Here is a 23,801-nt window from a genome sequence, read left to right on the forward strand (position 1 = left end):
AGCATGACTGACGTAGCAATGACAACAGAACAGCCAAAAAAACCAAATAAGTTTGTAATGGCAGTGTCCTTTTTGTTGGCATTGCCTCTCGCAGCGGTCTTGTTGATCCACCCAAGTGCAATGTTAGATGCCAATGGTGAATATAGTCACCGCGCCATGATGTTTATCATGATTGGTATTTCAGGTGGTTTCATTTACGGCGTAGGATTTATCCCTCGCTTTTGGCTCTGGAAGTGGTTATTTAGCCCTTTCATTGCTTGGCCCCTGATGTTATGGGGATATTACACTTGGTTCCTTGCCTAATAAAAAAGCCCTCATTATGATGAGGGCTTTTTTATGAACTAAAACATTAACTGACATGCTTAATTAATTGTTGTAATTCAATATTTAATAATGGCGTTCCGACGTTAGCATCAATCGGATATGGTTTCCGCACCTGAGTTAAACTATAGCCCCGACGCTGATAATAAGCGATAAGCTCAGAACGAATATCAAGTACATACATCATATACAATCTAAGATTAGGTTGTATTAGCAAAGCCTGCGTTTCAGCGAATGATAAAATCATCTTGCCCACACCCGTATTTTGAAAGACAGGATCTACACAAAAAGTCCCTATTTCCACCTCTTTCGCATTAAACGTCAAACCAATACATCCGATTAAGGATGTTGTAGAAATAACATCATCAACTTCAGCAACATATAGATGATAATTATCATCCATCAAAGCCTGTTGTAATTGCAGTTTATTAATTCTTTGCCCCGACACATAATCTGCTTCATTGGTCCAGCTCTGGATAGGATTTTCGCGATAAGCTAAATTAATTAAATGTAATAGACGGTCTAAATCGGTTAATTCCGCTTTACGAAACTTTAATGATTGCATAAATCTAGCCTTAAATATTTTCAAGATTTTGGTGTGAGAAATTGTTTTATAGCAAGTGAGCTATTGTTGGAATTTATAATTACTTTCTATGCTTAGGCTATTTAAAATTAAATAAAAACCAGTTCATGTGAACTGGTTTTTTTGATGCAAATTATTTTGGTTCAATCGGTGCAAATGGTGCGATTACATCGGCATTCTGTGCACGGTGACGCATGAAATGATCCATCAACACTATCGCAAACATGGCTTCTGCAATTGGTGTAGCACGCACACCAACACATGGATCATGGCGTCCTTTTGTAAGGACATCAGTGTTTTCGCGATCAATATTAATGGTTTTACCAGGTGTGGTAATACTTGCAGTAGGTTTAAGTGCAATCGCAACTCGAATGGTTTGACCGCTGGAAATACCACCCAGAATTCCGCCAGCATGATTTGCCAAGAAACCATCTGTGGTTAATTCGTCACGTGTTTCATGCCCAAACTGTTCTGCTACAGCAAAACCATCGCCAATTTCAACCCCTTTCACGGCGTTAATTGACATCATGGCATGGGCAATATCCGCATCTAAACGATCAAATACTGGCTCACCCCAACCCACTGGAACATTTTCAGCCAAAATTTCTAATTTTGCACCACAGCTTGTACCTTGCTCGCGTAAAGAAGTCACCAAGGCTTCAAAACGTGACACTGCATCGACATCGCCACAGAAAAATGGATTATTTGGAACTTCATTCCAATCTAACTTTTCTGCTTTTTCAGTACCAATTTGAGTCACATGACCACGGATTAAAATTCCGAATTTTTCAGCAAGGTATTTCTTCGCAATAGCTCCCGCAGCAACACGCATCGCTGTTTCACGCGCGCTAGAACGACCACCACCACGATAGTCACGAAAACCGTACTTTTGTGTATAAGTGTAGTCCGCATGCCCTGGACGGAAAGTCTGTGCAATATTGCCATAATCTTTAGATTTTTGATCTGTATTGCGGATTAATAAACCAATCGGTGTACCTGTAGTTTTACCTTCAAAAACCCCTGAAATAATTTCAACTTCATCAGGCTCTTTACGTTGCGTGGCAAACTTCGAAGTTCCCGGTTTACGACGATCTAAATCTTTTTGTAAATCTTCAGCAGAAAGCTCAAGCCCCGGTGGAACACCATCCACAATTGCCATCAAGCCTACACCATGAGATTCACCACAGGTCGTTACACGGAAGAGTTGTCCAATACTATTACCTGCCATGTTCACAACTCCTTATGCTTGAACAGATTGAATGAATAAATCACGGAATTGGCGACATTGTGCAGCTGTTAAAGCAAAGATGCCTGAACCACCCTTTTGGAATTTCAACCAATGGAAATCAATGGTATTGAAGTTTTGTTTCATCGCCCATTCAGAATTACCAACTTCGATAACAATTAAACCATCTTCTGTTAAGTAGTCTGCGGCTTGTGCCAACATTTTACGCACTAAATCAAGACCATCTTGTCCAGCAGCCAAAGCCAACTCTGGTTCATGGCGGAATTCATCTGGTAAATCTGCCATGTCTTCCGCATCCACATACGGTGGGTTCGATATAATTAAGTCATACTGATTTTCAGCAGGAATTTTAGCGAATAAATCTGACTCTAATAACGCAACTTGATATTGCTTATCGTGATGTTCAGCATTAATAGAAGCAACTTCTAATGCTTCTTTTGAAATATCTGTAGCATCCACTTCCGAATCTGGGAATGCATAAGCCAAAGCAATGGCGATACAACCTGAACCAGTACACATATCTAAAATGCGTTGCGGTGTTTTAGGCTGAGTATTGACAGGAAGATTATTGTCCGCTGCACGCATTTCACCATTTTCATCTAAACAATAAGGTGCAAAACGGTTTTCAATGAGTTCAGCAATTGGCGAACGCGGAATAAGTACACGCTCATCCACATAAAATGGCTTATTAAAGAAATACGCCAAGTTCAATAGGTATGAGGTGGGTACTTTTTCATTAATACGGCGTTCAAGCAATTGTAGAAATTCTGCTTTTTCACTTGCTAATAATTTTGCATCTAAAATTTCAGAATCTGCGTTCCAGTCTAAAGATAACGTCTGTAATACTAATGCTGAGCTTTCAGCAAAAAAGTCTTCTGTACCTTGACCTAAGTGTGCATCGTATTGACGTAATGCTGTTACCCCAAAACGGATAAAATCACGAATAGTAGTGAGGGTTTCAGCGGCTTCCTGTAAATGTTCAGGGCTAATAGTCGGTCGATCCACTTAAGGCGTCTCCAAGGTCAAAATCATAAAAAACGGCTTATGATACCTTGTTTTGCCTGATTATATAATGCTTAACTGTGTTTCTTCTCTATTTCATTCCATTTTTCAATCACCTGCAATTTCATTAAAATTCAATCTATATAAGACCACTGGATAGATTTAATATCCAAACTTGAACCTTAATAAACAGATACAAAACTTTAACCGTTCTCGCCAAAAGCAACTTGAATTAGGGACTTTAGAGACTTATAAATAGCTCATTATTTACTCCTTTTCTTGATATGAGCTATAAACACAACAATCTTATGGCGATGCGCCAAAACTATTGGAGCAATGAATCGCCCGATATTCTTTCTGAAAAATTATGTTTAATGCAACAACTCTCAGAACATCAGGTTTTTAACAGCCCTACTCTAGACGACGCTAAATATTTATTTTTCAGCCTACCCAGTATTGTGATTGTTAAAGGTTATGCGCATGGTTTTACTCACATTAGCGTGCAAAACATGATTACAACCTATATCCAAAACCATAAGGTACAACTCTCGAACAAAGAAGCACTGAAAATAAAATTTCATATGTAAACAGAATGCTCTGATTCTGCATAAATTTAGATACAGTTCTAAAAAAACCGCGTCATTCAGCAAGTTGAACTTTTTTAATACGTGAAGACACGTTAATATCCGTTACAATTAACTTTTCTGTGAATTGCTGATTAAGGATTGCATTGAATGTCAGATCAGAATGATAAGCTCAAACAACTTAAAACCTCCTCTATGGATCGTCGCTTATCTATTGCAAAAGCATCCTTACTGGCGGGAACTCGTTGGGCGGCATCCAATGCGACATCAATGTTCTCTAGTGAAGCTGAAAAAGAAAAAAAACGTAAACAAGCCATGAAAGAGCAAGCGAACTATTTAGTTGCTGAAATTGGCAAACTCAAAGGTTCGATTGTCAAAATTGGACAAATGATGGCTTTATATGGCGAACATTTTTTGCCAGAAGAAATTACTCAAGCTCTAAATACCTTAAATAACCAAACCGTTGCACTGGCTTGGCCTGCGATTAAGCAGCATTTAGAGCAACAACTGGGTGATAAAATTCATGAACTGACCATTGATCATGAGCCACTGGGTACAGCTTCATTGGCACAAGTTCATCGTGCAACACGTAAATCGGACGGATTAGAACTAGTATTGAAGATTCAATATCCAGGGGTTGCTGATGCAATTGATTCCGATATGAGCTTGTTTAAAAACATGCTCAAATTGACGCGGATGGTGCCACAAACCCGAGAATTTGATCAGTGGTTTGATGAAGTGCGCGAAATGATGCATCGTGAAGTAAGTTACGACATTGAAGCAGCCACCACTAGACGTTTTGCTGAACGATTGAAAGATGATCCGCGTTATATCGTGCCTGAAATTATTGATGAATTTTGTACTGACCAAATTCTATGCATGACATTTGAACGTGGTGTGCCGATTAACAGCCCCGTGATGCTTTCCTTGCCACAAGATCGTCGTAATCTTTTAGGTGAAGCTGCTTTAGAAATTGCAGTACGTGAGATTTTTGAATGGGGTGAAATGCAAACCGATCCTAATTTTGGCAACTATTTAGTTCGCTTAGGAGATGGAGAGCAACAACCTGACCAAATTGTTTTACTCGACTTTGGTGCCATTCGTCAATTCGATCAACATTTACTCAGTGTGGCTCGCAATCTTATTCATGCAGGTTATCAGCATGATCCACAAGCAATGGTGAATGCAATGACTGGATATGAGTTTTTTGACTCAATTCCGCAAAGTATTAAACCTGATATGGCGAAAGTTTTCTTATTGGCAACCGAAGCATTTAGCTGCCCTGCCAATAACAAAGATTTGCCTGCTGGTGTGATGGATGAGCATTACCGCTACGACTGGAAAAAAAGCTTGTTACATAGCCGAGTGATGCAACAAGCGTCTAAATCAATGGCTTCCCGTTATTTCAGTGTTCCACCAAAAGAATTTATGTTTATTAGTCGCAAATTTATCGGGGCATATACCTTTATGACCGTGATTGATGCCAAAACCAATGTCCGCAACATGATTAAATCTTTTATTTAATTTACTCAGACTAGAATGGCAACTTTGTCATTCTAGTCAATACTCACCCCATTTAGACAATTCAACTATAAATCTTCATAATATAAATCAGTATCTTAAACCAAATCCAACTACTAGATTACCGTTTATCTTTGACAATTGAGTATGTCAACAATGACATAGTTTTTTATATAACGTCATGTCAGCATAAAAATAGCAATTATGCTCATATGGAACGAAAAATAATGACAAATATGGTCAATAAGGCACAAGGATTAGGTTTATCGCTGATTACAAAAATTGCTGGAAGCGACGTTCTGGATCAACTTAAGCTTAGAAAATTCTTAGAAAAATCATTATATCAAGGCTCTAAAACCAGTTTTAAAGCCCTAAGCAAAACACAAAAGGTTTTTAATGGTGCGGAGCCTCATACTAAACAACGCCTACCTAGTCAGCAAAAATCTCTGTTCGACCTCAGCTTAACCGCAGAACAGCAGATGACCTGCGATGCCATGAGTCAGTTTGCGACAGAAGTTCTCTACCCACTTGCCCATCAAGCCGACCATCAAGAACAATTCCCTCAGCAACTCTGGGCACACGTTGATGAATTAGGCTTAAATTATTATGCATTACCTGAATCTTTTGGGGGTGTTGCCACTGAAAAAGACATCATCAGTCATATCTTAATTGCAGAACACTTGGCCAAAGGCGATTTCAGCCTAACAGCAGGAATGCTCTCAACGTTTAGTGTAATTAATGCCATAACACAATGGGGTTCCGAACAGATACAAGAACGTTATTTATCTGCATTTGCTGAAGATAGTGAAGTCAGAGCCAGCTTTGCTGTCCAAGAAAATACACCTGCATTCAATCCAATGCAGCTTAAAACCAAAGCCCTCAACAATGATGGTCAAATTTATTTAAGTGGTGAAAAAACATTGGTAATGCTGGGTGAAACCGCCGATGTATTTCTTGTAACTGCTGAATTTCAAGGTCGACCAGATGTATTTGTCGTGAAACGTGATACTTCTATTCGTGCTCAGAAAAATCCTGCAATGGGTTTAAAAGCCACGGAAACCATGACTTTACAGTTTAATCAAACTCCAGCTGAACGCTTAGGAGATGATGACTTTGATTACACAGCTTTTATAGATCTAGGAAATCTTATGTGGTGTGCCATGGCCGTAGGCACTTGTGAAGCAGTTAAACAATACTGTATTCGCTATGCCAATGAACGAACAGCTTTTGGTGAACCGATTTCTCATCGTCAAAGCGTGGCTTTTATGATTGCAGATATGACGATTGAAATTGATGCCATGCGTATGTTGGTGTTGAATGCTGCAAGTTTGGCAGAAGCAGGTAAACCTTATCATCGTGAAGCATATCTTGCTCGACTACTTTGCGCTGAAAAATCCATGAAAATTGGTACAGACGGCGTGCAAATTCTAGGTGGTCATGGTTTCACCAAAGAACATCCCGTAGAACGTTGGTACCGTGATTTACGTGCTACGGCGATCTTACATTCAGGTTTACACGCTTAAAAGAATAAAATAAAGGTATCGATTATGAACTTACAAAACCCTAAAAAATTTAAAATCTTACTCGACCAAGCCCATGAAGTCGCGTTAAATGTGTTGCGCCCAATTTCCCGCAAATACGATAAGGCCGAACATGCCTACCCGAAAGAACTGGATATGCTTGCATCCTTACTCGATGGCATGAATGATGGCGGTGAAGGCATTAACGCTGGAGCTGCGGTAGGAAAACGCGGTTCACAAGATGACAGCAATAAAAATGGCGTCAATATGTCTACAGCATTGGGTATTATCGAAATGTGTTATGGCGATACAGGACTGTTGCTGTCTATGCCACGTCAGGGACTCGGCAATTCAGCGATTGCAGCCGTTGCGAACGATGAACAATTGGAGCGCTTCAAAGGCACATGGGCTGCAATGGCAATCACCGAGCCAAATTGTGGTTCTGACTCTGCTGCTATTCGCACCACAGCCACTAAAGATGGTGACGACTACATCTTAAATGGTGAAAAAATATTTGTGACTTCTGGCGAACGTGCCGATTCTGTTGTGGTCTGGGCGACACTGGATAAAAAACTTGGTCGTGCTGCTATCAAATCTTTTGTCGTCCCAAAAGGTACAGCAGGCATGACAGTTGAACGACTGGAACACAAACTCGGAATTAAAGCATCTGATACTGCCGTGATTCGTTTTGACCAATGTCGTGTCCCTGCGGAAAATTTACTCGGTAATGCCGAAATTGACGTCGCAAAAGGCTTTGCTGGGGTGATGGAAACTTTTGATAACACGCGTCCTTTGGTCGCTGCAATGGCTATTGGATGTGCCAAAGCCTCTTTAGAACGCATCAAAGAAATTTTTCAGGATCAACTTGATTCAAACTATGCCACCCCTTATTTGCAATGTTCCAACCTAGCAGCTCAGATTTATAAAATGGAAGCAGAATGGGAAGCCGCACGTCTGCTCATGTTAAAAGCTACGTGGATGGCAGACAATAAAAAACCAAACTCTAAAGAGGCTTCTATTGCAAAAGCCAAAGCAGGGCGTGTTGGCAATGATATTACATTAAAGTGTGTGGAACTTGCCGCTTCTATTGGTTATAACGAAACAGAGCTTTTAGAGAAATGGGCACGTGATTCTAAAATCTTGGACATTTTTGAAGGTACGCAGCAAATCCAACAGCTCATTATTGCACGGCGCGAACTGGGTAAAGGCTCAAGTGAGTTAAAGTAAGCCCTATCCGCTTAAAAACACCCTTACAAATGATGGATTATTTGTTATAACAATCCATCATTTAAATACTTTACTTATCCAATGTTTCAAATTCATACACTCCAAGAACAAGATAATCCTGCAATTGCCCAAATTATTCGTGAAGTGTCCAAAGAATTTGGCCTTGCGCCTGAATCTGGCTTTGCTGTTGCAGACCCTATTTTAGACAATTTATATCAAGTCTATAGTCAGCCGAATGCACAGTATTGGGTAATTGAAAATGCACAAGGTCAAATTTTAGGTGGTGGTGGACTTTCGCCGCTTAGTGGCGATCATGCGACGCTTGAAATTCAAAAGATGTATTTTTTACCTGAAATTAGAGGCTTAGGCTTTGCCAAGCAAATCTTAGAACAATGTTTCGAATTCGCTTCAGCGCGAGGCTATCGTTCCTGTTATTTGGAAACAACCGAATCTTTATGGCAAGCGGTCAAACTTTATGAAAAGTTGGGCTTTCAACACCTATCAACACCCAAAGGTCATACGGGCCATAGCCATGCCTGTGAAATCTGGATGGAAAAACCACTTTAAAATACGCACAAAATGACATCAATCCTACTGAATTGATGTCATTTCTTACTCAATTTTAAATGATGTATAAATCATTATGAGTTCAGTAATTTGTCTATCACACCAAATTTCTTAAAAATCTTCGCTCTACGCTTAGGATGAATATTGGCTTTATTTAAGTCACCGCCATAATGTTTAAATACACGCTTATCCATCATTTTGAACCATAAAGGTGGGATCATGGCAGGTAAAAGCATACTCGCATAGCCACTTGGCAGCTCTGGTGCTTCATCAAAGTGTCGCAGCGCTTGGAATGGTCGAGTTGGATAAGCATGATGATCTGAATGGCGTTGCAATTGATATAAGAACAAATTGGTCACAATGTTATTGTTATTCCAACTATGCTCAGGCATGGTTCGCTCATATTTGCCATTTTCATCTTTCTGGCGCAACAAACCATAGTGCTCAATATAGTTAATAATTTCAAACAAGCTAATGCCATATAAAGATTGTGTGAGTAAATATGGCGTAATACCTGCACCAAATATTTTAATCATGCTGGCATGAAATGTGGCACTCATTCCCCAGCCTTGTAACAACTCATTATCCTTAGACCAAAACGTCTTGCCTTTACGCTTCAAACGATTACTTTCAATTTCAATTGCAGATTTAAACGAGCCAATCACGGTTCTAGGTAAAAACTCATAAAAAGTTTCCCCCATACGCGAGGATGCAGGGTCTTCTGGTGTTGCCGCACGCTTATGATGCCCATACGGATGCTCAATGCGAAAATGGTTATAGCCTGTCGGGACCAAGGCCAAATGTGACAGAATATGATCTAAGCGATCCGACTTATGGCTTAATTCATGGGCTGTATTGATTGCAATACCGTTAATTGCTCCCATAGAAACACCGAGTAAAATTTTATCCAATAAAGACGTCTCTTTACGTCCCACCAAATAACACGCATAAAAATTGGCTGCATACTGAAGTGGAATAAAAGTTTTTACCAACCGCGCATAATAAGGATCTTGTTCTAATAATTTCACATCTTCAGCAGAAGGGTTGTTTTGATCTTTACCAATGAATGCATCAATTGTAGGAATAATGACATGAAGCAATAAGGGCCCACCTAAAGCAAATGCCTTTTTTAATGGACGTGGTGCAAACTGATAGCCTGCTAAAATTCCCATACCAATCACAGGTAAAGCGGGACTGATTGCCCATAAATAACGTTTTTTATCTAAAGCCATCCCTGCTTTAACTGGAAGCAAAATCGAATCCTGTTCTGTTACTTTGACTGTTGCATTCATTTGCAAACCTTTCCTTCTTTTCTTGTTATGTATATATTTTCTTAATTCGTCCTCAAGCTACAGTAGTAACCGTCCATAAAAACTATGTAATCGTCTTTGGCTTAATTTGATAAACAATGACCTACAAACACATATGACAAACTGCTCATCGTTGATATTTCAGCAGATAAGAAAGAATGAAAAGACATGGATGCACTAAGTAAAATTTTTGATGATATTCATCTAAACAAATCGGAATACCTTTATTTGAAAGCGCAAGGAGACTGGTGTTTTCAATATCAAGACCAGAGTGCGATGGTGGCTTATGCTATGGTCACAGGTCATGCCATCATTCAATTAGATGCAACTACACAAGTTCAAGCACGTGCGGGCGATTTAATTTTAATCCCTTCGGGTCAAAGCCATACCGCCTTTAATACGCCAAACCCTTTGGTTGATACATTAAATATTACCCATCGTTTCGATGAAACTGGTGAAAAAAGTATTGAATTTGGCACGGGTGAAGAAAAACAGACTGTCATCTTAGCAATCCGCTGCCATATGGACAGTATCATGGCACGACCATTGTTAAATGCCTTACCCCACTCTATTCATCTGCATCAAATGAATGGACAAACGATTCCTGAATGGTTACAGATTGGCTTACAGTTTTTAGCGGTAGAAACGCTACAAGTCCAGCCAGGTCGTGACAAAATTTTAGATCATTTAGTGAGTATATTTTTTATTGAATGCGTTCGAGATTACATTTTACAACTGAGTGATAGCAAAAACTGGTTAGCGGCTCTCTCTCATCCAGAATTATCCAATGCCTTAGCAGCCATTCACGGGCAACCGCAACGCGCTTGGACGGTAGAAACCCTCGCAGAACAATGCTGTATGTCCCGTTCTAAATTTGCTCAATTATTTAGTCAAATTGTGGGTGAAACACCTCTCGCCTATTTGCAGCAACATCGGCTACGCATTGCATCACAATACCTAAGACAAGGACAATACACGATTCAACAAATTGCCCATTTGGTGGGCTATGCGTCTGAAACGGCGTTCAGTCAAACATTTAAAAAGCAATTTGATCTCACACCTACTCAATATCGCCAACAATTTATGCAATAGCATAAATACGGCGTACGCTACAGCAAACTTAAAATCGCTTGTACGGGATCTTCACTATTGCCCGAAAGTAACTGTTTATGCATGGTAATATGCTGCATAACCTGAATTTGCGCCACTTCAATATTCATCAGTTTTTCGATTTCATGTGCCAAATTCTCTGGTGTTGCATCATTCTGAATCAACTCCTGAATCACTTTTTTCCCTGCAATAATGTTAGGCAAAGAATAATAAGGAATCTTAATCAGTAATTTTGCAATGAAATAAGTTAAAGAATTGAGTTTATAAAAAGTCACCATCGGACGGTGTAACAGCATCGCTTCCAAAGTTGCGGTGCCTGAAGCCAAAGCCACAATATTAGCTGCATTCATCACCTGACGACCAATTTTAGACTCCGTGTCTGTATTTTCTAATAAATGCACTTTAGCGCGGAAAGCATCAGAATAATGTTGCAGTAAATGTTCAATTTGATGTTTACGTGCATCATTAATCGCTGGAATCAGAAATTCGTAGTCAGGGTATTTTTGGCTCAGAATTTCTCCCGCTTTGAGTACCAATGGACCTAAGCGTTCAACCTCTCCACGGCGACTGCCTGGTAATAACGCAATATGCTTATGATTCGTTGCCAAACCAAGTTCTTGCTTAGCTTCGACCAAATCATTTTTTAAAGGCAGTTGACTTGCTAATGGATGACCAACAAAAGCTGCTGGTACATCGAATTTTTTAAAAAATGCTTTCTCGAACGGAAATAAACACAGTACCAAGTCAATACTTGCCTTAATTCCATATACACGCCCTTGTCGCCATGCCCAAACCGAAGGGCTGACATATTGCACAGTTTTAATCGGTAATTGTTTTTGTTTCAAACTTTTCGATAAGCGCAAATTAAAATCAGGTGCATCTATACCGATAAAGATATCTACGGGTTGTTTTGTCCATTTTTCAACCAGACCATCACGTACTGCAAATAATTTTTTAATGTCTTTTAAGACCTCAACAATCCCCATCACCGATAAAATATCCATCGGATAGTCACTTTGAAAGCCTTCCGCAATCATTTGAGGACCACCAATTCCTTCAAACTCAGCATCAATTCCTTGCTCACGAAAACTGCGAATTAATTTGGCACCTAAAGTATCACCAGAAACTTCACCGACGACGATGCCTATTTTTAATTTTTTGTTGTTCAAGACTTTATGCTCTGTTCAAAGTTAAACGTCTCAATATTCTAGCATAGGCAATGCATTTGAAAAATTTAGGAAAATGGTTAAAGCGTAAAACTACACCACTTTCTAAATCTAATTTGACCATGAAGTCTTTTTAACTCATCTAGATTTACAATAGTTACACAATTGAACATCATTAAATTTAAAAATAAACTTAATGCGAATCATTTACACTATCAATTATCATGTCAAAGTCGCCCGCGTTATTTAAGTATTCCCTACTTGCTCTTACCATTGCTCATATCAATCTTAGTTTTGCCCAAGATGATGTTGCAACCCTGTCTACTATTCAGTTACAAGCCGATGTAACAACCAATCAAAACTCCGAGCAAACCAAGGCCTATAACGTTAAAAAAAGCAGTAGTGCAACCAAACTGAATATTGATACACAGGAAACACCACAAACCGTAAATGTGGTGACACGTCAGCAAATTGATGATTTCGGCTTAAATTCAACACGCGAAGTATTAAAAAATACACCAGGGGTGACGGTTCTTAATCAGGAAACTGAACGAACTACTTATATGGCACGTGGGTTTGAAATCTCTAATATTCTGACTGACAGTGTTGGCTTTCCTCTTTCTAACTGGAACTATAACAATACCAATCCTGATACTTTCTTCTATGATCGAGTTGAAGTGATTAAAGGCGCCGATGCCCTTTCCAATGCCTTTGGTGACCCTAGCGCGACAATTAACAATATTCGCAAACGCCCAACCAAAGAGTTTCAAGCCAATGCAGGAATGAGTTATGGTTCATGGAATACGGAACGTTATGAAGCAGATATTTCAGGGTCTCTTACTCAAGATGGACGCGTTCGTGGCCGATTAATGGGCTATGAACAAACGGGGGATTCTTATTTAGATCGATATTCTTCTGAAAAAAATGGTTTTGCAGGAGTTATTGAAGCGGATCTGACAGATACGACCTTGTTAACTGTTGGTTATAGCCAAAATCAGAATAAACCTAATGCAAACAACTGGGGAGCTTTACCTTTACTTGGAGCAAATGGTCAACAACTGTCTTATGACCAAAAATACAATCCAAACCCAGACTGGGCACATTGGGACAATACTGCTCAAAATGCCTTTGTAGAGTTAAAACAAAAACTTGGAGATAAATGGGCTGCTAAACTTACCTATAACTACAATGATTTAGAACATAATAGCCGTTTACTCTATTATTACGGCAATCCACAAGCCGATGGTTCAGGAGTTTCCCTCACAGCATGGGGTGGTAAAGAACATCTACGTCAACATCTTGCCGACCTAAATTTTGAAGGAAGTTACGACTTATTTAATCGAGAACACGAAGCTACTTTCGGATACAGCCGCATTCAATCTAAACAGAATGATCAGCAATCTAGCGGCTTTATTAATGACAGTAATATCAACAATGTAACTAGTGTTTATAATGGTGTTTCATATACAACACAATACACAACCAATTGGGCAAGCTGGACACCCAAATCAGTCACATGGTCTGCATTTTCTGATGCAGCCGACTATAAACAAGATATCAACTCTTTCTATGCAGCCACACGTCTACATTTAACCGATAATTTAAAATTCATTTTAGGTGGCAATTATGTTGAGGCCTCGAGTAAAGGCATAAGTTATGGCTCTGCCATGAACTATGATGAAAGTAAGTTCTCCCCATATGCAGGATTAACTTATAATTTCACACCAGAATATACGGGTTACATGAGCTATACATCTATTTTCAGACCACAAACAGGTATAGAAGAAACCACGGGGCAAGCACTCAAACCAGTCGAAGGTGAAAGCTATGAAGCTGGTTTTAAAAGCTCATGGTTAGACGATAAATTAACCGGCTCACTTGCTATATTTAGAACAGATCAAAATAACTACCCTCTACGCAGTTCTGATGGCAATCCATTAAACCGCAAGGTACAAACCAGTGACCTACGCTCTCAAGGTGTTGAGATTGGTCTATCTGGTCAATTAACTGATAACATAAATCTGGCGTTTGGATATACACAATTCAGCCTGAAAGATCTGAAAAATGGTGGTGCCGCCAGAACCTACAATCCAAATCAGACAATTAACCTATTAGCGACATATACAGTGCCTGCTTTACCTAAATTAAAAGTTGGTGCTGGTTTTCAATGGCAAGATAATATTAAACTCTATGACTCAAATTTAAACAGCACCATCACTCAGGATGATTATGCCCTAATCAACTTAATGGCAAGCTATGAAGTCAACAAACATGTCAGCCTACAGGTTAACGGTAATAATATTACCGATAAGAAGTATTTAAATAGCTTCCCTAATGGTCAAGCATTTTATGGCGAGCCAGCAAACTATACGATGTCTGTAAAATTTAAGTATTAATGAACCCGCCAAGCCTGAACCATCAGGCTTGGTTTTTTTGCATTTCCATAGTGATTTATTTTATGAGTAAAGCATTACCTCTTTCACTGACCTACCGTATTCAAGTGCTGTATCGTTTTATTATAGCCTTCATACTTGGTTTTATTTGTACAGCTTTACTCAGTTTAGCCTTAACACATCTGTTTCATCTGAGTTTACCCAAAGCAGAATCAATCTTTTTAGCGGCTTTCATCAGTCTTATTTTTTATGTTTTCTTTGTGATTACCAGTTTCTGTATTCAATCTCTTATAAAGCTCACATTCGTGAGCATAGCCTCATGTGTTGTTGTTCTTCTTTTATTATTTCTAGGAATGGGTTAATTCATGCATAAAAGTATTCGTCAATCGATGGCATGGTTACATTCTTGGACAGGGTTATTGCTCGGATGGGTCATATTCGCAATATTCCTAATGGGAACAGCATCGTATTATCGCCACGAAATTAACTTATGGATGCAACCCCAACTGGCAAAATATGAAATTCAACAACAAATCGCCATTCTATCGGCGACAAACTATTTGCAAAATCATGCACCCGACGCAAAATCATGGTTTATAGGTATTGCCTCAGCCGAATCACCTGTCAATAATATTTATTGGCAAAAAGCAGATGGCGGCTATGAAAGTAAAACTCTAGATGCAACTACAGGAAAAGAATTGAGCCTTTCAGCTACTGAAGGTGGCGACTTTTTCTATCACTTCCATTACCAACTTTTTGGTCTACCAGTTGATATCGGACGAGTTGCCGTTTCTATCGCTGCTTTTATTATGCTGATTGCCCTAATTTCAGGCATTATTACCCATAAAAAGATTTTCACTGATTTCTTTACTCTTCGAACCTTTAAATCACAGCGTTCTTGGCTTGATTTTCATAATGTATCCTCTGTGATTGCACTGCCTTTTTTCTTGATGATTACCTTTACGGGTTTAGCAATTTTCTTTTATTTGTATCTTCCGTGGGGTATGAAAGCGCTTTATCCTGAAAATCCATATCAGTATTTTACTGAAATCCGAACCAATGTCGTAACGCAAAACACATCAATAACACCTCAGGCTAATTTGCAAATGTCAGAATTACTGCAAAAAGTGGAACAGCATTGGGGCAAACAAGAATTGCGTTCCATTTCGGTACAAAATCCAAATACAAATCAAGCTTTATACACGTTTACACAGCTACAAGATCATAGTATTACGGGCAATCAACCCCAAATTACTTTACGTGGGCACGATGCATTGATGACAGCCGCAACACGGAATGATAGTGCTGTTGCCACCTTAAGCTTTGGTGTGTATGGCTTACATATGGCGACCTTTGCTCAACCCTTGTTACGTCTGGCCTTATTTTTTTCAGGGCTGTTAGGTTGTTGCATGATTGCATCGGGACTATTGTTATGGAGTCTAAAACGACAACTCCAAAATAAAACACAGCAGTTTCACTGGGGTCATTATCTTGTCGACCGACTGAATGTAGCGACTTTTGTGGGTTTACCCCTCGCAATGATGGGTTATTTCTATACCAATCGTTTGGTCTTTATCACCGCTGATATGCCCAATTATGAAATTTACAATTTCTTTATATTCTGGGGCTTAAGTTTGGTCGCAGCATTTTTCACGCCAAAACAATGGCTGTGGCGGTCTCAATTGATCTGCTTAATTATCTTGGCTGCATGTCTACCTGTTTTTGATTTATTTTACTTAATTCAGCACCAGTATATTGATAGTCTTAGGAACTACTGGGCTTTTTTCCGTGTAGATCTATTTTTTATTTTACTCGCTATTTTAAGCTATTTTATTTTTAAGAATATTCATCCGATTCAAACAACAGCTAAACAAAAAATCATCAAGAAACTCACTTCAACACCAGAGGTAAAAACGTCATGATGATTATGTTTAGCTTTGCTTTTATCTTTCTAGGTTTGTGGGTTTTGCACTTGCTTAGTAGCAAGCAGATTATGAAAACCAAGCAATCCTCGCTACATGTTTTGACGCAATATCCATTCATTAGTCGCTGTTTAGCTTATCTTCTATTCTTTAGTGCTGCTGCCATTTTAATTGATCATTATGGAATCTCAATTGGATTTGTCAGTTGGTGGATTTTTGCCAGCCCAGTATCCTTTCTTTTAATTATGTGTATCAATGACTTAAAAAAGAGTTCGGTAAAGAAAAGAAGCTAAAATTTACATCATTTCATATAACGCTAAAGATTGCTTTAGCGTTTTTTTGCATAAGCAAATCACTTATCAAGACAAACACTTATCTTAAAAAGTCATAACATATGCATGGTTTATCATATTTGGCTTCTATACATGTTTGGTTCTCTTGAATATATTCTTGCAGGCGTTTTGGTTGGGTTTTGTGTGGGTATTACGGGTGTAGGCGGTGGTTCTCTCATGACCCCTATTCTGATTAGCCTGTTTAAAATTGAGCCTCACATCGCAATTGGAACCGATCTATTGTATGCATCGATTTCTAAGTTTTGCGGTTCGATGGTCCATGCCAAAAAAATGAATATTGTCTGGCCCATCGTCATTTGGCTCGCAGTAGGCAGTATTCCAGCCTCTTTTGCCACACATTGGGTGCTTGATAATTATTTAAGTCAGTCCACACACTATAAAGCTGTTCTGACAATGGTCTTAGGCTTTATGCTGACCTTAACTGGTGTATCTATTATTTTCCGTGGGCATATTGAACGCTTTTTCAATAAATTCCGCAAAGATGAACAATTGGATATGACCGAAGACTTGGAAAAAGTAAACTTCCAAGCCAAAGATAAACGCGCTTATATCATTATCATGGGTGTGGTGCTTGGTGTATTTGTTACTTTATCCTCTGTAGGTGCAGGCGCGTTTGGTATCATGGCATTGGTCATCATGTTCCCTAATTTACCTATGATTCGCATCATTGGTTCTGATGTAGTACATGCTGTTCTACTCACGCTCGTGGCTGGTCTTGGTCACATGAGCTCAGGTAATGTCGATTTCCAACTTTTAGGTTGGTTATTGGTCGGCTCAATTCCTGCCATCATTATCGGGACATTGATTAGTTCTCGATTACCTGAAAAAATTATTCGTAAAATCTTGGGGATCACACTTTTTGCCCTAGGTGTGAATTTTATCATTCACCCTGTAAAAGCAAAACCTGTTCAAAAACCGACCACTGCAATGGTTTATACTGTAGAAAAATCACACAGCGTTTAAACTATCTATTCGGATAATCTATTTTTTTCACGGTTTTATTAGTCTTTTGTATAGCAAAAGGCTAATTAAATCGTGCTATATTCAATCAACTAAAAAACTCTTGTATGATCGATCTAGTGACAGCAATGAATACACAACAGCCAACCCCTATTACTCAATCAGACATTGACGACTTAAATGTGAAAAGCATTCAGCCTTTAGTAACTCCAGCAGAACTAAAAAAAGAATTGCCATTAACGGGAAATGCATATCAAACCGTACTTAAAGGTCGTGAAACGATTCGCAATATTTTAGATGGTAAAGATAAGCGTCTTTTTGTCGTAATTGGTCCTTGTTCTATTCACGATACAGTTGCTGCTCATGATTATGCAGATCGCCTAAAAGTACTCAGCGAAAAAGTTAAAGATACACTTTATATCGTAATGCGTGTGTATTTCGAAAAACCGCGTACTACAGTAGGTTGGAAAGGTTTAATTAACGACCCAGATATGAACGACTCGTTCAATATTGAAAAAGGTCTACGTATCGGTCGTCAATTGCTGTTGGAATTGAATGAAAAAGGTTTACCTTGTGCCACTGAAGCGCTTGACCCGAACTCACCACAATATTATCAAGATTTAATTTCTTGGTCTGCGATTGGCGCACGTACAACTGAAAGCCAAACTCACCGTGAAATGTCTTCAGGTTTATCGTCTCCTGTTGGTTTCAAAAATGGTACCGATGGCGGCTTAACTGTTGCAACTAATGCGATGCAATCGGTTAAACACGGGCATAGTTTCTTAGGTTTGAATGAACTTGGTCAAGTTTCTGTGATTCGTACCAGCGGCAACCCATATGCACATGTGGTTTTACGTGGTGGTAATGGTAAACCTAACTATGATGCAGGCTCAGTGGCAGAAGCTGAAAATGCATTAGCAAAAGCCAAAGTCAGTACCAAAATCATGATTGATACCAGTCATGCCAACTCAAATAAAGACCCATTCTTACAACCTCTTGTTCTAAAAAATATTACTGAACAAATTTTAGATGGAAACAAATCAATTGTCGGTATTATGGTTGAAAGCCATTTAAAAGGCGGTCGTCAAGATATTCCTGACAACCTATGTGATTTAGAATATGGTAAGTCAGTTACAGATGGCTGTATTGACTGGGATACAACAGAGAAAGTATTGCTAGAAATGCACAACGCTTTGAAAGATGTATTACCAAATCGCTAAGCATCCAAGCGCCATCCCCTAGGATGGCGTTTTGTTTAATGCCAATGAAAAGTTACCGTTATGAATCAACTTGAAAACGCCTTAAGCCACATTGACCATTTCCAGTTCGTGCATGAACATTTATTCAGTTCTGGGCAACCGACAATTGAACAGTTAAAACACATCAAAGAATATGGTGTAACAACTGTAATCAATCTGGCACTAAACGATGCTGAAAACCATCTTCAGAATGAAGACCGTATTTGCTTAGAACTAGGATTGAATTACGTTCATATTCCTATTCTTTGGGACACACCTTCAGATGAACAATGTCTCTTAGTTTTAGACATGTTGCATCATTTGGTTCAAGAGCAGATGGTTTGGGTTCATTGTGCCCATAACCTTCGTGTCAGTAGCTTAATTTATCTTTATCGCCAGTACTATATGGACATAGATATCGCCAGCGCTCAAGATTTACTACATGCCGTTTGGGAACCAAATGAGACATGGACAGGGCTAATTCATGCTGTAGCCTTACAACTTCAAGGCCGTAAAGCTACCAAAGAGTTACAACAGTCACTAATGAGTGCAAATCATTTTGCTTGATGGCTAATCAAAACTGTAGCGGTTGCCAAAATACCTTCCTGACGGCCCGTAAAACCTAGTTTTTCTGTGGTTGTTGCTTTAATACTAATTTGAGTAACATCCACATTCAGCACATCCGCAATTGATTGTCGCATCTCTAAATTATACTTTGCTAATTTTGGACGCTCACAGGCTACTGTCATATCAGCATTATTCAATACATAACCACGATCTAAAATTAATTGGTACACATGTTTTAACAGCACTCGACTGTCTGCGCCTTTAAATTCAGGATCTGTATCTGGAAAATGCTGCCCAATATCACCCTGTGCAAGTGCACCCAATAATGCATCGCATAACGCATGTAGTACCACATCACCATCGGAATGAGCTTTTAAACCGTGTGTATGCGGAATTTTAACGCCAGCCAAAGTAACAAATTCGCCTTCCTCAAAAGCGTGTACATCCATTCCCTGACCAATTCGAATATGTGCGACCATTAAGTTACGCTCCCTCAGAAATAAATGCTTGAAATCTTGTATTCAGTGTTTCGACTTCGCTATAGTTACACTAGCACAGTGTTGTGAAAGTATAAGCCATCATGTTGTTGAATACAGACATTAAATTCCTTAAAACTATAGCATTTTTCATTGGTATCGGTTGCATGTACACTAACCTGAGTTACGCTCAGGAAATTGATTGTAGTAAAACTGACACCACTGCAATTAAAACAATGTGTTCTAGCAGTTTCGAACAGCAACGGCAAAAACTCAAAAATCAATATCTGACTGCATTTTTAATCAGTGATGCACCATTACGATTATTAGATGATACCCATAGTGTATGGCTTAAACGCACACAACAATGTAAATCTGAATCTTGTTTTAAACAGCAATTTGAGCTTCGTACCGATGATTTAAATTTTTATACCTCATTGAATCAGAGCTTGACCCAACATTATTTAAAATTTGAAAATGGTAAGCTTGCGCAACAACCGATTCATCTACAAGTTCATCAGCTTGGTAAAGACAGTATTAAAATTGAAGGAATTGCCTACCGCAACCCAAACAACAAGAAAGAAACTCAAACGATTCCTTTCTTGGCTTATACGACCCCAGAGAAAAAACAAAATATTGTCGACAATGAACATGACTGTAAATATCAATTTGATTATTACAAAGCAATTTTAACTGTCAAAACCCAACAAAAAGGTTGTGAGCGATTTACTGGTGTTTATCGCCTATATGATTAATCTATACAACTTCACGGAATAAAAAAAGGCACAGAAAATTCTGTGCCTTTTTTTGCTGATATTAAGCTGGATAAGTTGAAGCAATCTCCTGACTAATCATCACTGCGGTAGCAGCAGACAAAGTCCAACCTAAATGCCCATGTCCTGTATTATAAAATACTCGCTCACGTCGACCGCGACGCACAATTGGCATCATATTCGGCATCATGGGGCGTAAACCCGCCCAAGGTACGACACTCTGCGTGGAGATATCGAAGTTTTTATTCGCCCAATCCACCAAAGGCTGAATTCGATCGGAACGAATATCACGGTTATACCCATTAAACTCTGCGGTACCTGCAATTCTTAAGCGGCTAGCTCCTAAACGTGATGTAACAATCTTAGCACTTTCATCGAGCAAGCTCACCCATGGCGCATGTTGTACGCTTTGCTCATCATTTAGGTTAATGGTTATTGAATAGCCTTTTACAGGATAAACATTCACTTTATCACCCAGTAAATGTGCCAATTGATAGCTACCTACACCACCACAAACCACCACAGCATCGGCGTCAAAATATTCTGATGTCTGTTCTACTGAATGCATATTTTCAGTACTGGCTTTACAGACCACTGTTACCCCTTTTTCATGGTGCTGTACATCTGTCACTTCTAAGCCAAAACGATATTTTACTCCATATTTTTCTGTCGCTTTGGCTAGTCCATTGGTAAATTTATGGATATCTCCCGTTGCATCACCAGGACAATAAAAACCAGCATAGTAGTCCCCCGTCAAACTTGGCTCAATCTGTTTAATTTCTTCAGGTGTGACCGCATAGCGCTCTAAACCACCTGTACAAAGTAATTCATTTACTCGCGTTGCCACTTCATAATCAGCCTGATTATGATAAAAATGTAAAATGCCTCGTTTTTCCAAATCAAACTGAATTTGTTCCTGTTCAGCAATATCAAATAAACGTTTCCGTGCGATCAGTGCTAATTTCACCGTATCACGGGTATTTTCTTTATAGTATTTAATATTGCCCAAAAATTCGACTAACCATGCATATTTATGCACATCAAAAGATGGGTTTAACAACAACGGAGCATCTTTGCGAGACATCCATTTAATGCCCTTCAATACAGTCGACTTTTGATTCCAAACTTCTGCATTGCATGCCGAAAGCTGACCACCATTGGCAAATGAAGTTTCCATTGCAGGATAAAGATGTTTATCGATGACGGTTACATCGTAGCCCAGTTGTGACAATTCGTAGGCTGAAGTTACCCCAGTAATTCCAGAGCCAATAACAATAATATGTGGCATAAAGCACTCCTTGGAAATGCATGCATTCCTTGTGTTGTGCCCCATCTGTCATTGGTACCTGAGAGCTTCGGTCATATTAAACATATAACCATCCCCTTCGGTGAGTGCCTTTGTTATGTTTATGCACTTCTCTCCAGATTTTGAAATTATTACAGTCCTTCTGCCTGAGAGTTTCCGGGGTCGTTGCTCCTTCGGCGAGCACATACTGTGCTTCTCTCCTGCAATAATTGCTTATTATAATATGAGCAATATATATACCATTTACGAGTGCAAAATACACAAATTAAATGCTTTATTATACCAAATTAGCATAGCCTAGATTATTTACCTTTAAATTCATGTGTTTATAAGATTATTATTTTTGAGAATTTTGATGTAGTAAATGAAAAAATAATGTTTCAAAGTATAAAAAAAGCCCCGATTGGGGCTAATGCTTTTTAACGGTGCGTATGCACTGACATAACTATTCCCATGCCAGCCAACAGTGCAATTACTGCTGTACCGCCATAACTCATTAAAGGTAAGGGATCCCCTGTTACAGGTAAAATACCACTGATCATGCCAGAGTTTAAAAAAACAAAGAAGAAGAAGGTTAGACCAATTGCACTCGCCAACAAACGACCATAGTTATGGAAGGAGTTTAGACCAATCATCATACAGCGGAAAATAATGGCTGCATAAAGCGCAAATAGGAACATCACACCTAAAAATCCGAACTCTTCTGAATAGGTCGATAAAATAAAGTCGGTATGATGTTCAGGCAAATAACCCAAATGAGATTGAGTGCCTTCTAAATACCCCTTACCCATTAACCCACCAGAACCAATCGCAATTTTCGACTGAATAATATTCCAGCCCGCACCTAGCGCATCAGATTCTGGATCAAATAGTGTTAATACCCGCTTTTTTTGGTAAGCCTGTAAGACATACATCCATAACACGGGTGCAGCAACAGCCAACGCGGTCAAAGCCCCTAGAATGAGTCTCCAAGACATACCACTTAAAAACAGTACAAAAATCCCTGGAATAATCAAACCAATAGATAAATCGGGCTGCAAAGCCACCAATACAAATGGCACAAACATAATGACCAGCGCCCCCAAAATATGAATCAATTTGGGTGGAAATGGCTTTCTCGCAAAATACCATGCCATCATTAACGGCATGGCAAACTTCATAAACTCACTGGGTTGCATACTGCCAATACCTGGTATAGTCAACCAACGCTTAGCACCTAAACGAGTATCACCTATCACAAGTACCAAAACCAACAACACAATTGAAATCAGATAGAAATACGGACTGGTGGCCTGATAAACCTTCGGTGGAATTTGTGCACAAAGAAATAACAGAATAAAACCCACACCAAAACTGGTGGCCTGACGCAGTACCATTCCCATATCTTCAGCAGTGGCACTATAAACCGCCATTAAACCAATAATAGAATTTACAACCAACAATCCCAACAACCAAGGATCAAGATGTAAACGGTGCCATTTGGAGGAATCGTCTTTAATACTTCGACCATCACGTAAGGATTGGCGTAAGAAACGATACTGTTGAGAAGGTATCATCTGATGAGGCAATACAGCTAAAAGTGAGCAGAGTATAAATTTAAACTGCGATAGAGTGAATGCTTAATTCCACGTTCAGGAAAATTATTTCGTAAACATT

General features: G+C 39.1%; 22 protein-coding genes and 1 riboswitch. Of the genes, 14 read left to right on the plus strand and 8 right to left on the minus strand.

The window, feature by feature from the left end; translation table 11 throughout:
- Positions 1–3 precede the first annotated feature (3 nt).
- Entirely contained in the window at positions 4–303 is a 300-nt protein-coding gene (locus C3F34_RS17120; protein ID WP_016167791.1) for a cyd operon YbgE family protein, read from the plus strand.
- 46 nt (positions 304–349) lie between these two features.
- Here the strand turns inward: C3F34_RS17120 and C3F34_RS17125 are convergent, their stop codons facing one another.
- From C3F34_RS17125 to prmB, 3 genes are all read right to left on the minus strand, one after another.
- Complete coding sequence (locus C3F34_RS17125; protein ID WP_044738465.1) at positions 350–886, minus strand: GNAT family N-acetyltransferase; 537 nt, start codon at positions 884–886, stop codon at positions 350–352.
- Between the two features lie 151 nt (positions 887–1,037).
- Positions 1,038–2,132, minus strand: coding sequence for a chorismate synthase (gene aroC, locus C3F34_RS17130; RefSeq protein ID WP_044738464.1), 1,095 nt, complete (start codon positions 2,130–2,132; stop codon positions 1,038–1,040).
- A gap of 12 nt (positions 2,133–2,144) precedes the next feature.
- A complete protein-coding gene (gene prmB, locus C3F34_RS17135) occupies positions 2,145–3,155 on the minus strand; it encodes a 50S ribosomal protein L3 N(5)-glutamine methyltransferase (protein WP_104442177.1) in 1,011 nt (336 codons plus the stop codon).
- 281 nt (positions 3,156–3,436) lie between these two features.
- Between prmB and C3F34_RS17140 the strand changes: the two genes are divergently transcribed.
- The 5 genes from C3F34_RS17140 (at position 3,437) to C3F34_RS17160 (ending at position 8,571) form a co-directional block, all read left to right on the plus strand.
- Positions 3,437–3,739, plus strand: a complete 303-nt coding sequence (locus C3F34_RS17140) for a hypothetical protein (RefSeq protein WP_044738462.1) — start codon at positions 3,437–3,439, stop codon at positions 3,737–3,739.
- A 147-nt stretch (positions 3,740–3,886) separates the two neighbouring features.
- A complete protein-coding gene (locus C3F34_RS17145) occupies positions 3,887–5,260 on the plus strand; it encodes an ABC1 kinase family protein (RefSeq protein WP_044738461.1) in 1,374 nt (457 codons plus the stop codon).
- A gap of 233 nt (positions 5,261–5,493) precedes the next feature.
- Positions 5,494–6,780 (plus strand): acyl-CoA dehydrogenase family protein, encoded by a 1,287-nt coding sequence (locus C3F34_RS17150; protein WP_171285015.1) that lies wholly within the window; start codon positions 5,494–5,496, stop codon positions 6,778–6,780.
- Between the two features lie 24 nt (positions 6,781–6,804).
- Positions 6,805–8,004, plus strand: a complete 1,200-nt coding sequence (locus C3F34_RS17155) for an acyl-CoA dehydrogenase family protein (RefSeq protein WP_104442179.1) — start codon at positions 6,805–6,807, stop codon at positions 8,002–8,004.
- 81 nt (positions 8,005–8,085) lie between these two features.
- Positions 8,086–8,571, plus strand: a complete 486-nt coding sequence (locus C3F34_RS17160; RefSeq protein ID WP_104442180.1) for a GNAT family N-acetyltransferase — start codon at positions 8,086–8,088, stop codon at positions 8,569–8,571.
- Positions 8,572–8,645: 74 nt separating this feature from the next.
- Here C3F34_RS17160 and C3F34_RS17165 read toward each other — a convergent pair whose 3' ends face one another.
- Positions 8,646–9,863, minus strand: a complete 1,218-nt coding sequence (locus C3F34_RS17165) for an alkane 1-monooxygenase (protein WP_104442181.1) — start codon at positions 9,861–9,863, stop codon at positions 8,646–8,648.
- Between the two features lie 186 nt (positions 9,864–10,049).
- Between C3F34_RS17165 and C3F34_RS17170 the strand changes: the two genes are divergently transcribed.
- Entirely contained in the window at positions 10,050–10,973 is a 924-nt protein-coding gene (locus tag C3F34_RS17170; RefSeq protein WP_104442182.1) for an AraC family transcriptional regulator, read from the plus strand.
- A gap of 17 nt (positions 10,974–10,990) precedes the next feature.
- On the opposite strand, the gene lpxB is transcribed toward C3F34_RS17170, so the two are convergent.
- Positions 10,991–12,160: a lipid-A-disaccharide synthase gene (gene lpxB / locus C3F34_RS17175; protein WP_044738455.1), complete on the minus strand. Its 1,170-nt coding sequence runs from the start codon at positions 12,158–12,160 to the stop codon at positions 10,991–10,993.
- A 221-nt stretch (positions 12,161–12,381) separates the two neighbouring features.
- Between lpxB and C3F34_RS17180 the strand changes: the two genes are divergently transcribed.
- From C3F34_RS17180 to C3F34_RS17210, 6 genes are all read left to right on the plus strand, one after another.
- Positions 12,382–14,553 (plus strand): TonB-dependent siderophore receptor, encoded by a 2,172-nt coding sequence (locus C3F34_RS17180; protein ID WP_104442183.1) that lies wholly within the window; start codon positions 12,382–12,384, stop codon positions 14,551–14,553.
- A gap of 362 nt (positions 14,554–14,915) precedes the next feature.
- A complete protein-coding gene (locus C3F34_RS17190; RefSeq protein ID WP_104442184.1) occupies positions 14,916–16,472 on the plus strand; it encodes a PepSY-associated TM helix domain-containing protein in 1,557 nt (518 codons plus the stop codon).
- Positions 16,469–16,765, plus strand: coding sequence for a DUF1634 domain-containing protein (locus tag C3F34_RS17195; protein ID WP_322873839.1), 297 nt, complete (start codon positions 16,469–16,471; stop codon positions 16,763–16,765). The genes C3F34_RS17190 and C3F34_RS17195 overlap by 4 nt, the downstream gene beginning before the upstream one ends.
- 132 nt (positions 16,766–16,897) lie before the next feature.
- A complete protein-coding gene (locus C3F34_RS17200) occupies positions 16,898–17,788 on the plus strand; it encodes a sulfite exporter TauE/SafE family protein (protein WP_026441133.1) in 891 nt (296 codons plus the stop codon).
- Positions 17,789–17,913: 125 nt separating this feature from the next.
- Positions 17,914–19,005, plus strand: a complete 1,092-nt coding sequence (locus C3F34_RS17205) for a 3-deoxy-7-phosphoheptulonate synthase (RefSeq protein WP_042069147.1) — start codon at positions 17,914–17,916, stop codon at positions 19,003–19,005.
- A gap of 60 nt (positions 19,006–19,065) precedes the next feature.
- On the plus strand, positions 19,066–19,590 hold the full coding sequence (locus tag C3F34_RS17210) for a protein tyrosine phosphatase family protein (RefSeq protein ID WP_104442185.1): 525 nt from the start codon (positions 19,066–19,068) through the stop codon (positions 19,588–19,590).
- Here the strand turns inward: C3F34_RS17210 and ispF are convergent.
- Positions 19,578–20,069, minus strand: coding sequence for a 2-C-methyl-D-erythritol 2,4-cyclodiphosphate synthase (gene ispF, locus C3F34_RS17215; protein WP_104442186.1), 492 nt, complete (start codon positions 20,067–20,069; stop codon positions 19,578–19,580). The two genes, C3F34_RS17210 and ispF, sit on opposite strands and share 13 nt — an antisense overlap.
- Before the next feature lie 101 nt (positions 20,070–20,170).
- Between ispF and C3F34_RS17220 the strand changes: the two genes are divergently transcribed.
- Positions 20,171–20,821: a hypothetical protein gene (locus C3F34_RS17220; RefSeq protein ID WP_104442187.1), complete on the plus strand. Its 651-nt coding sequence runs from the start codon at positions 20,171–20,173 to the stop codon at positions 20,819–20,821.
- A 61-nt stretch (positions 20,822–20,882) separates the two neighbouring features.
- Here the strand turns inward: C3F34_RS17220 and C3F34_RS17225 are convergent, their stop codons facing one another.
- The gene (locus C3F34_RS17225; RefSeq protein ID WP_104442188.1) at positions 20,883–22,127 is read right to left on the minus strand and encodes a D-amino acid dehydrogenase; all 1,245 of its coding nucleotides are present in this window, start codon (positions 22,125–22,127) and stop codon (positions 20,883–20,885) included.
- Between the two features lie 142 nt (positions 22,128–22,269).
- A riboswitch (glycine riboswitch) is annotated at positions 22,270–22,358 on the minus strand.
- A 206-nt stretch (positions 22,359–22,564) separates the two neighbouring features.
- Complete coding sequence (gene rodA, locus C3F34_RS17230) at positions 22,565–23,701, minus strand: rod shape-determining protein RodA (protein WP_104442189.1); 1,137 nt, start codon at positions 23,699–23,701, stop codon at positions 22,565–22,567.
- Between the last annotated feature and the right edge of the window lie 100 nt (positions 23,702–23,801).

This window comes from Acinetobacter sp. ACNIH2 (assembly GCF_002934965.1).
Classification (GTDB): Bacteria; Pseudomonadota; Gammaproteobacteria; order Pseudomonadales; family Moraxellaceae; genus Acinetobacter; species Acinetobacter tandoii.

Excerpts from the sequence above, each read along its gene's own strand:
- C3F34_RS17120 (WP_016167791.1), top strand. The coding sequence starts at position 4 with ATGACTGACGTAGCAATGACAACAGAACAGCCAAAAAAACCAAATAAG.
- C3F34_RS17125 (WP_044738465.1), bottom strand. The coding sequence starts at position 886 with ATGCAATCATTAAAGTTTCGTAAAGCGGAATTAACCGATTTAGACCGT.
- aroC (WP_044738464.1), bottom strand. The coding sequence starts at position 2,132 with ATGGCAGGTAATAGTATTGGACAACTCTTCCGTGTAACGACCTGTGGT.
- C3F34_RS17140 (WP_044738462.1), top strand. The coding sequence starts at position 3,437 with ATGAGCTATAAACACAACAATCTTATGGCGATGCGCCAAAACTATTGG.
- C3F34_RS17145 (WP_044738461.1), top strand. The coding sequence starts at position 3,887 with ATGTCAGATCAGAATGATAAGCTCAAACAACTTAAAACCTCCTCTATG.
- C3F34_RS17150 (WP_171285015.1), top strand. The coding sequence starts at position 5,494 with ATGGTCAATAAGGCACAAGGATTAGGTTTATCGCTGATTACAAAAATT.
- C3F34_RS17155 (WP_104442179.1), top strand. The coding sequence starts at position 6,805 with ATGAACTTACAAAACCCTAAAAAATTTAAAATCTTACTCGACCAAGCC.
- C3F34_RS17160 (WP_104442180.1), top strand. The coding sequence starts at position 8,086 with ATGTTTCAAATTCATACACTCCAAGAACAAGATAATCCTGCAATTGCC.
- C3F34_RS17165 (WP_104442181.1), bottom strand. The coding sequence starts at position 9,863 with ATGAATGCAACAGTCAAAGTAACAGAACAGGATTCGATTTTGCTTCCA.
- C3F34_RS17170 (WP_104442182.1), top strand. The coding sequence starts at position 10,050 with ATGGATGCACTAAGTAAAATTTTTGATGATATTCATCTAAACAAATCG.
- C3F34_RS17180 (WP_104442183.1), top strand. The coding sequence starts at position 12,382 with ATGTCAAAGTCGCCCGCGTTATTTAAGTATTCCCTACTTGCTCTTACC.
- C3F34_RS17190 (WP_104442184.1), top strand. The coding sequence starts at position 14,916 with ATGCATAAAAGTATTCGTCAATCGATGGCATGGTTACATTCTTGGACA.
- C3F34_RS17195 (WP_322873839.1), top strand. The coding sequence starts at position 16,469 with ATGATGATTATGTTTAGCTTTGCTTTTATCTTTCTAGGTTTGTGGGTT.
- C3F34_RS17200 (WP_026441133.1), top strand. The coding sequence starts at position 16,898 with ATGTTTGGTTCTCTTGAATATATTCTTGCAGGCGTTTTGGTTGGGTTT.
- C3F34_RS17205 (WP_042069147.1), top strand. The coding sequence starts at position 17,914 with ATGAATACACAACAGCCAACCCCTATTACTCAATCAGACATTGACGAC.
- C3F34_RS17210 (WP_104442185.1), top strand. The coding sequence starts at position 19,066 with ATGAATCAACTTGAAAACGCCTTAAGCCACATTGACCATTTCCAGTTC.
- ispF (WP_104442186.1), bottom strand. The coding sequence starts at position 20,069 with ATGGTCGCACATATTCGAATTGGTCAGGGAATGGATGTACACGCTTTT.
- C3F34_RS17220 (WP_104442187.1), top strand. The coding sequence starts at position 20,171 with ATGTTGTTGAATACAGACATTAAATTCCTTAAAACTATAGCATTTTTC.
- C3F34_RS17225 (WP_104442188.1), bottom strand. The coding sequence starts at position 22,127 with ATGCCACATATTATTGTTATTGGCTCTGGAATTACTGGGGTAACTTCA.
- rodA (WP_104442189.1), bottom strand. The coding sequence starts at position 23,701 with ATGATACCTTCTCAACAGTATCGTTTCTTACGCCAATCCTTACGTGAT.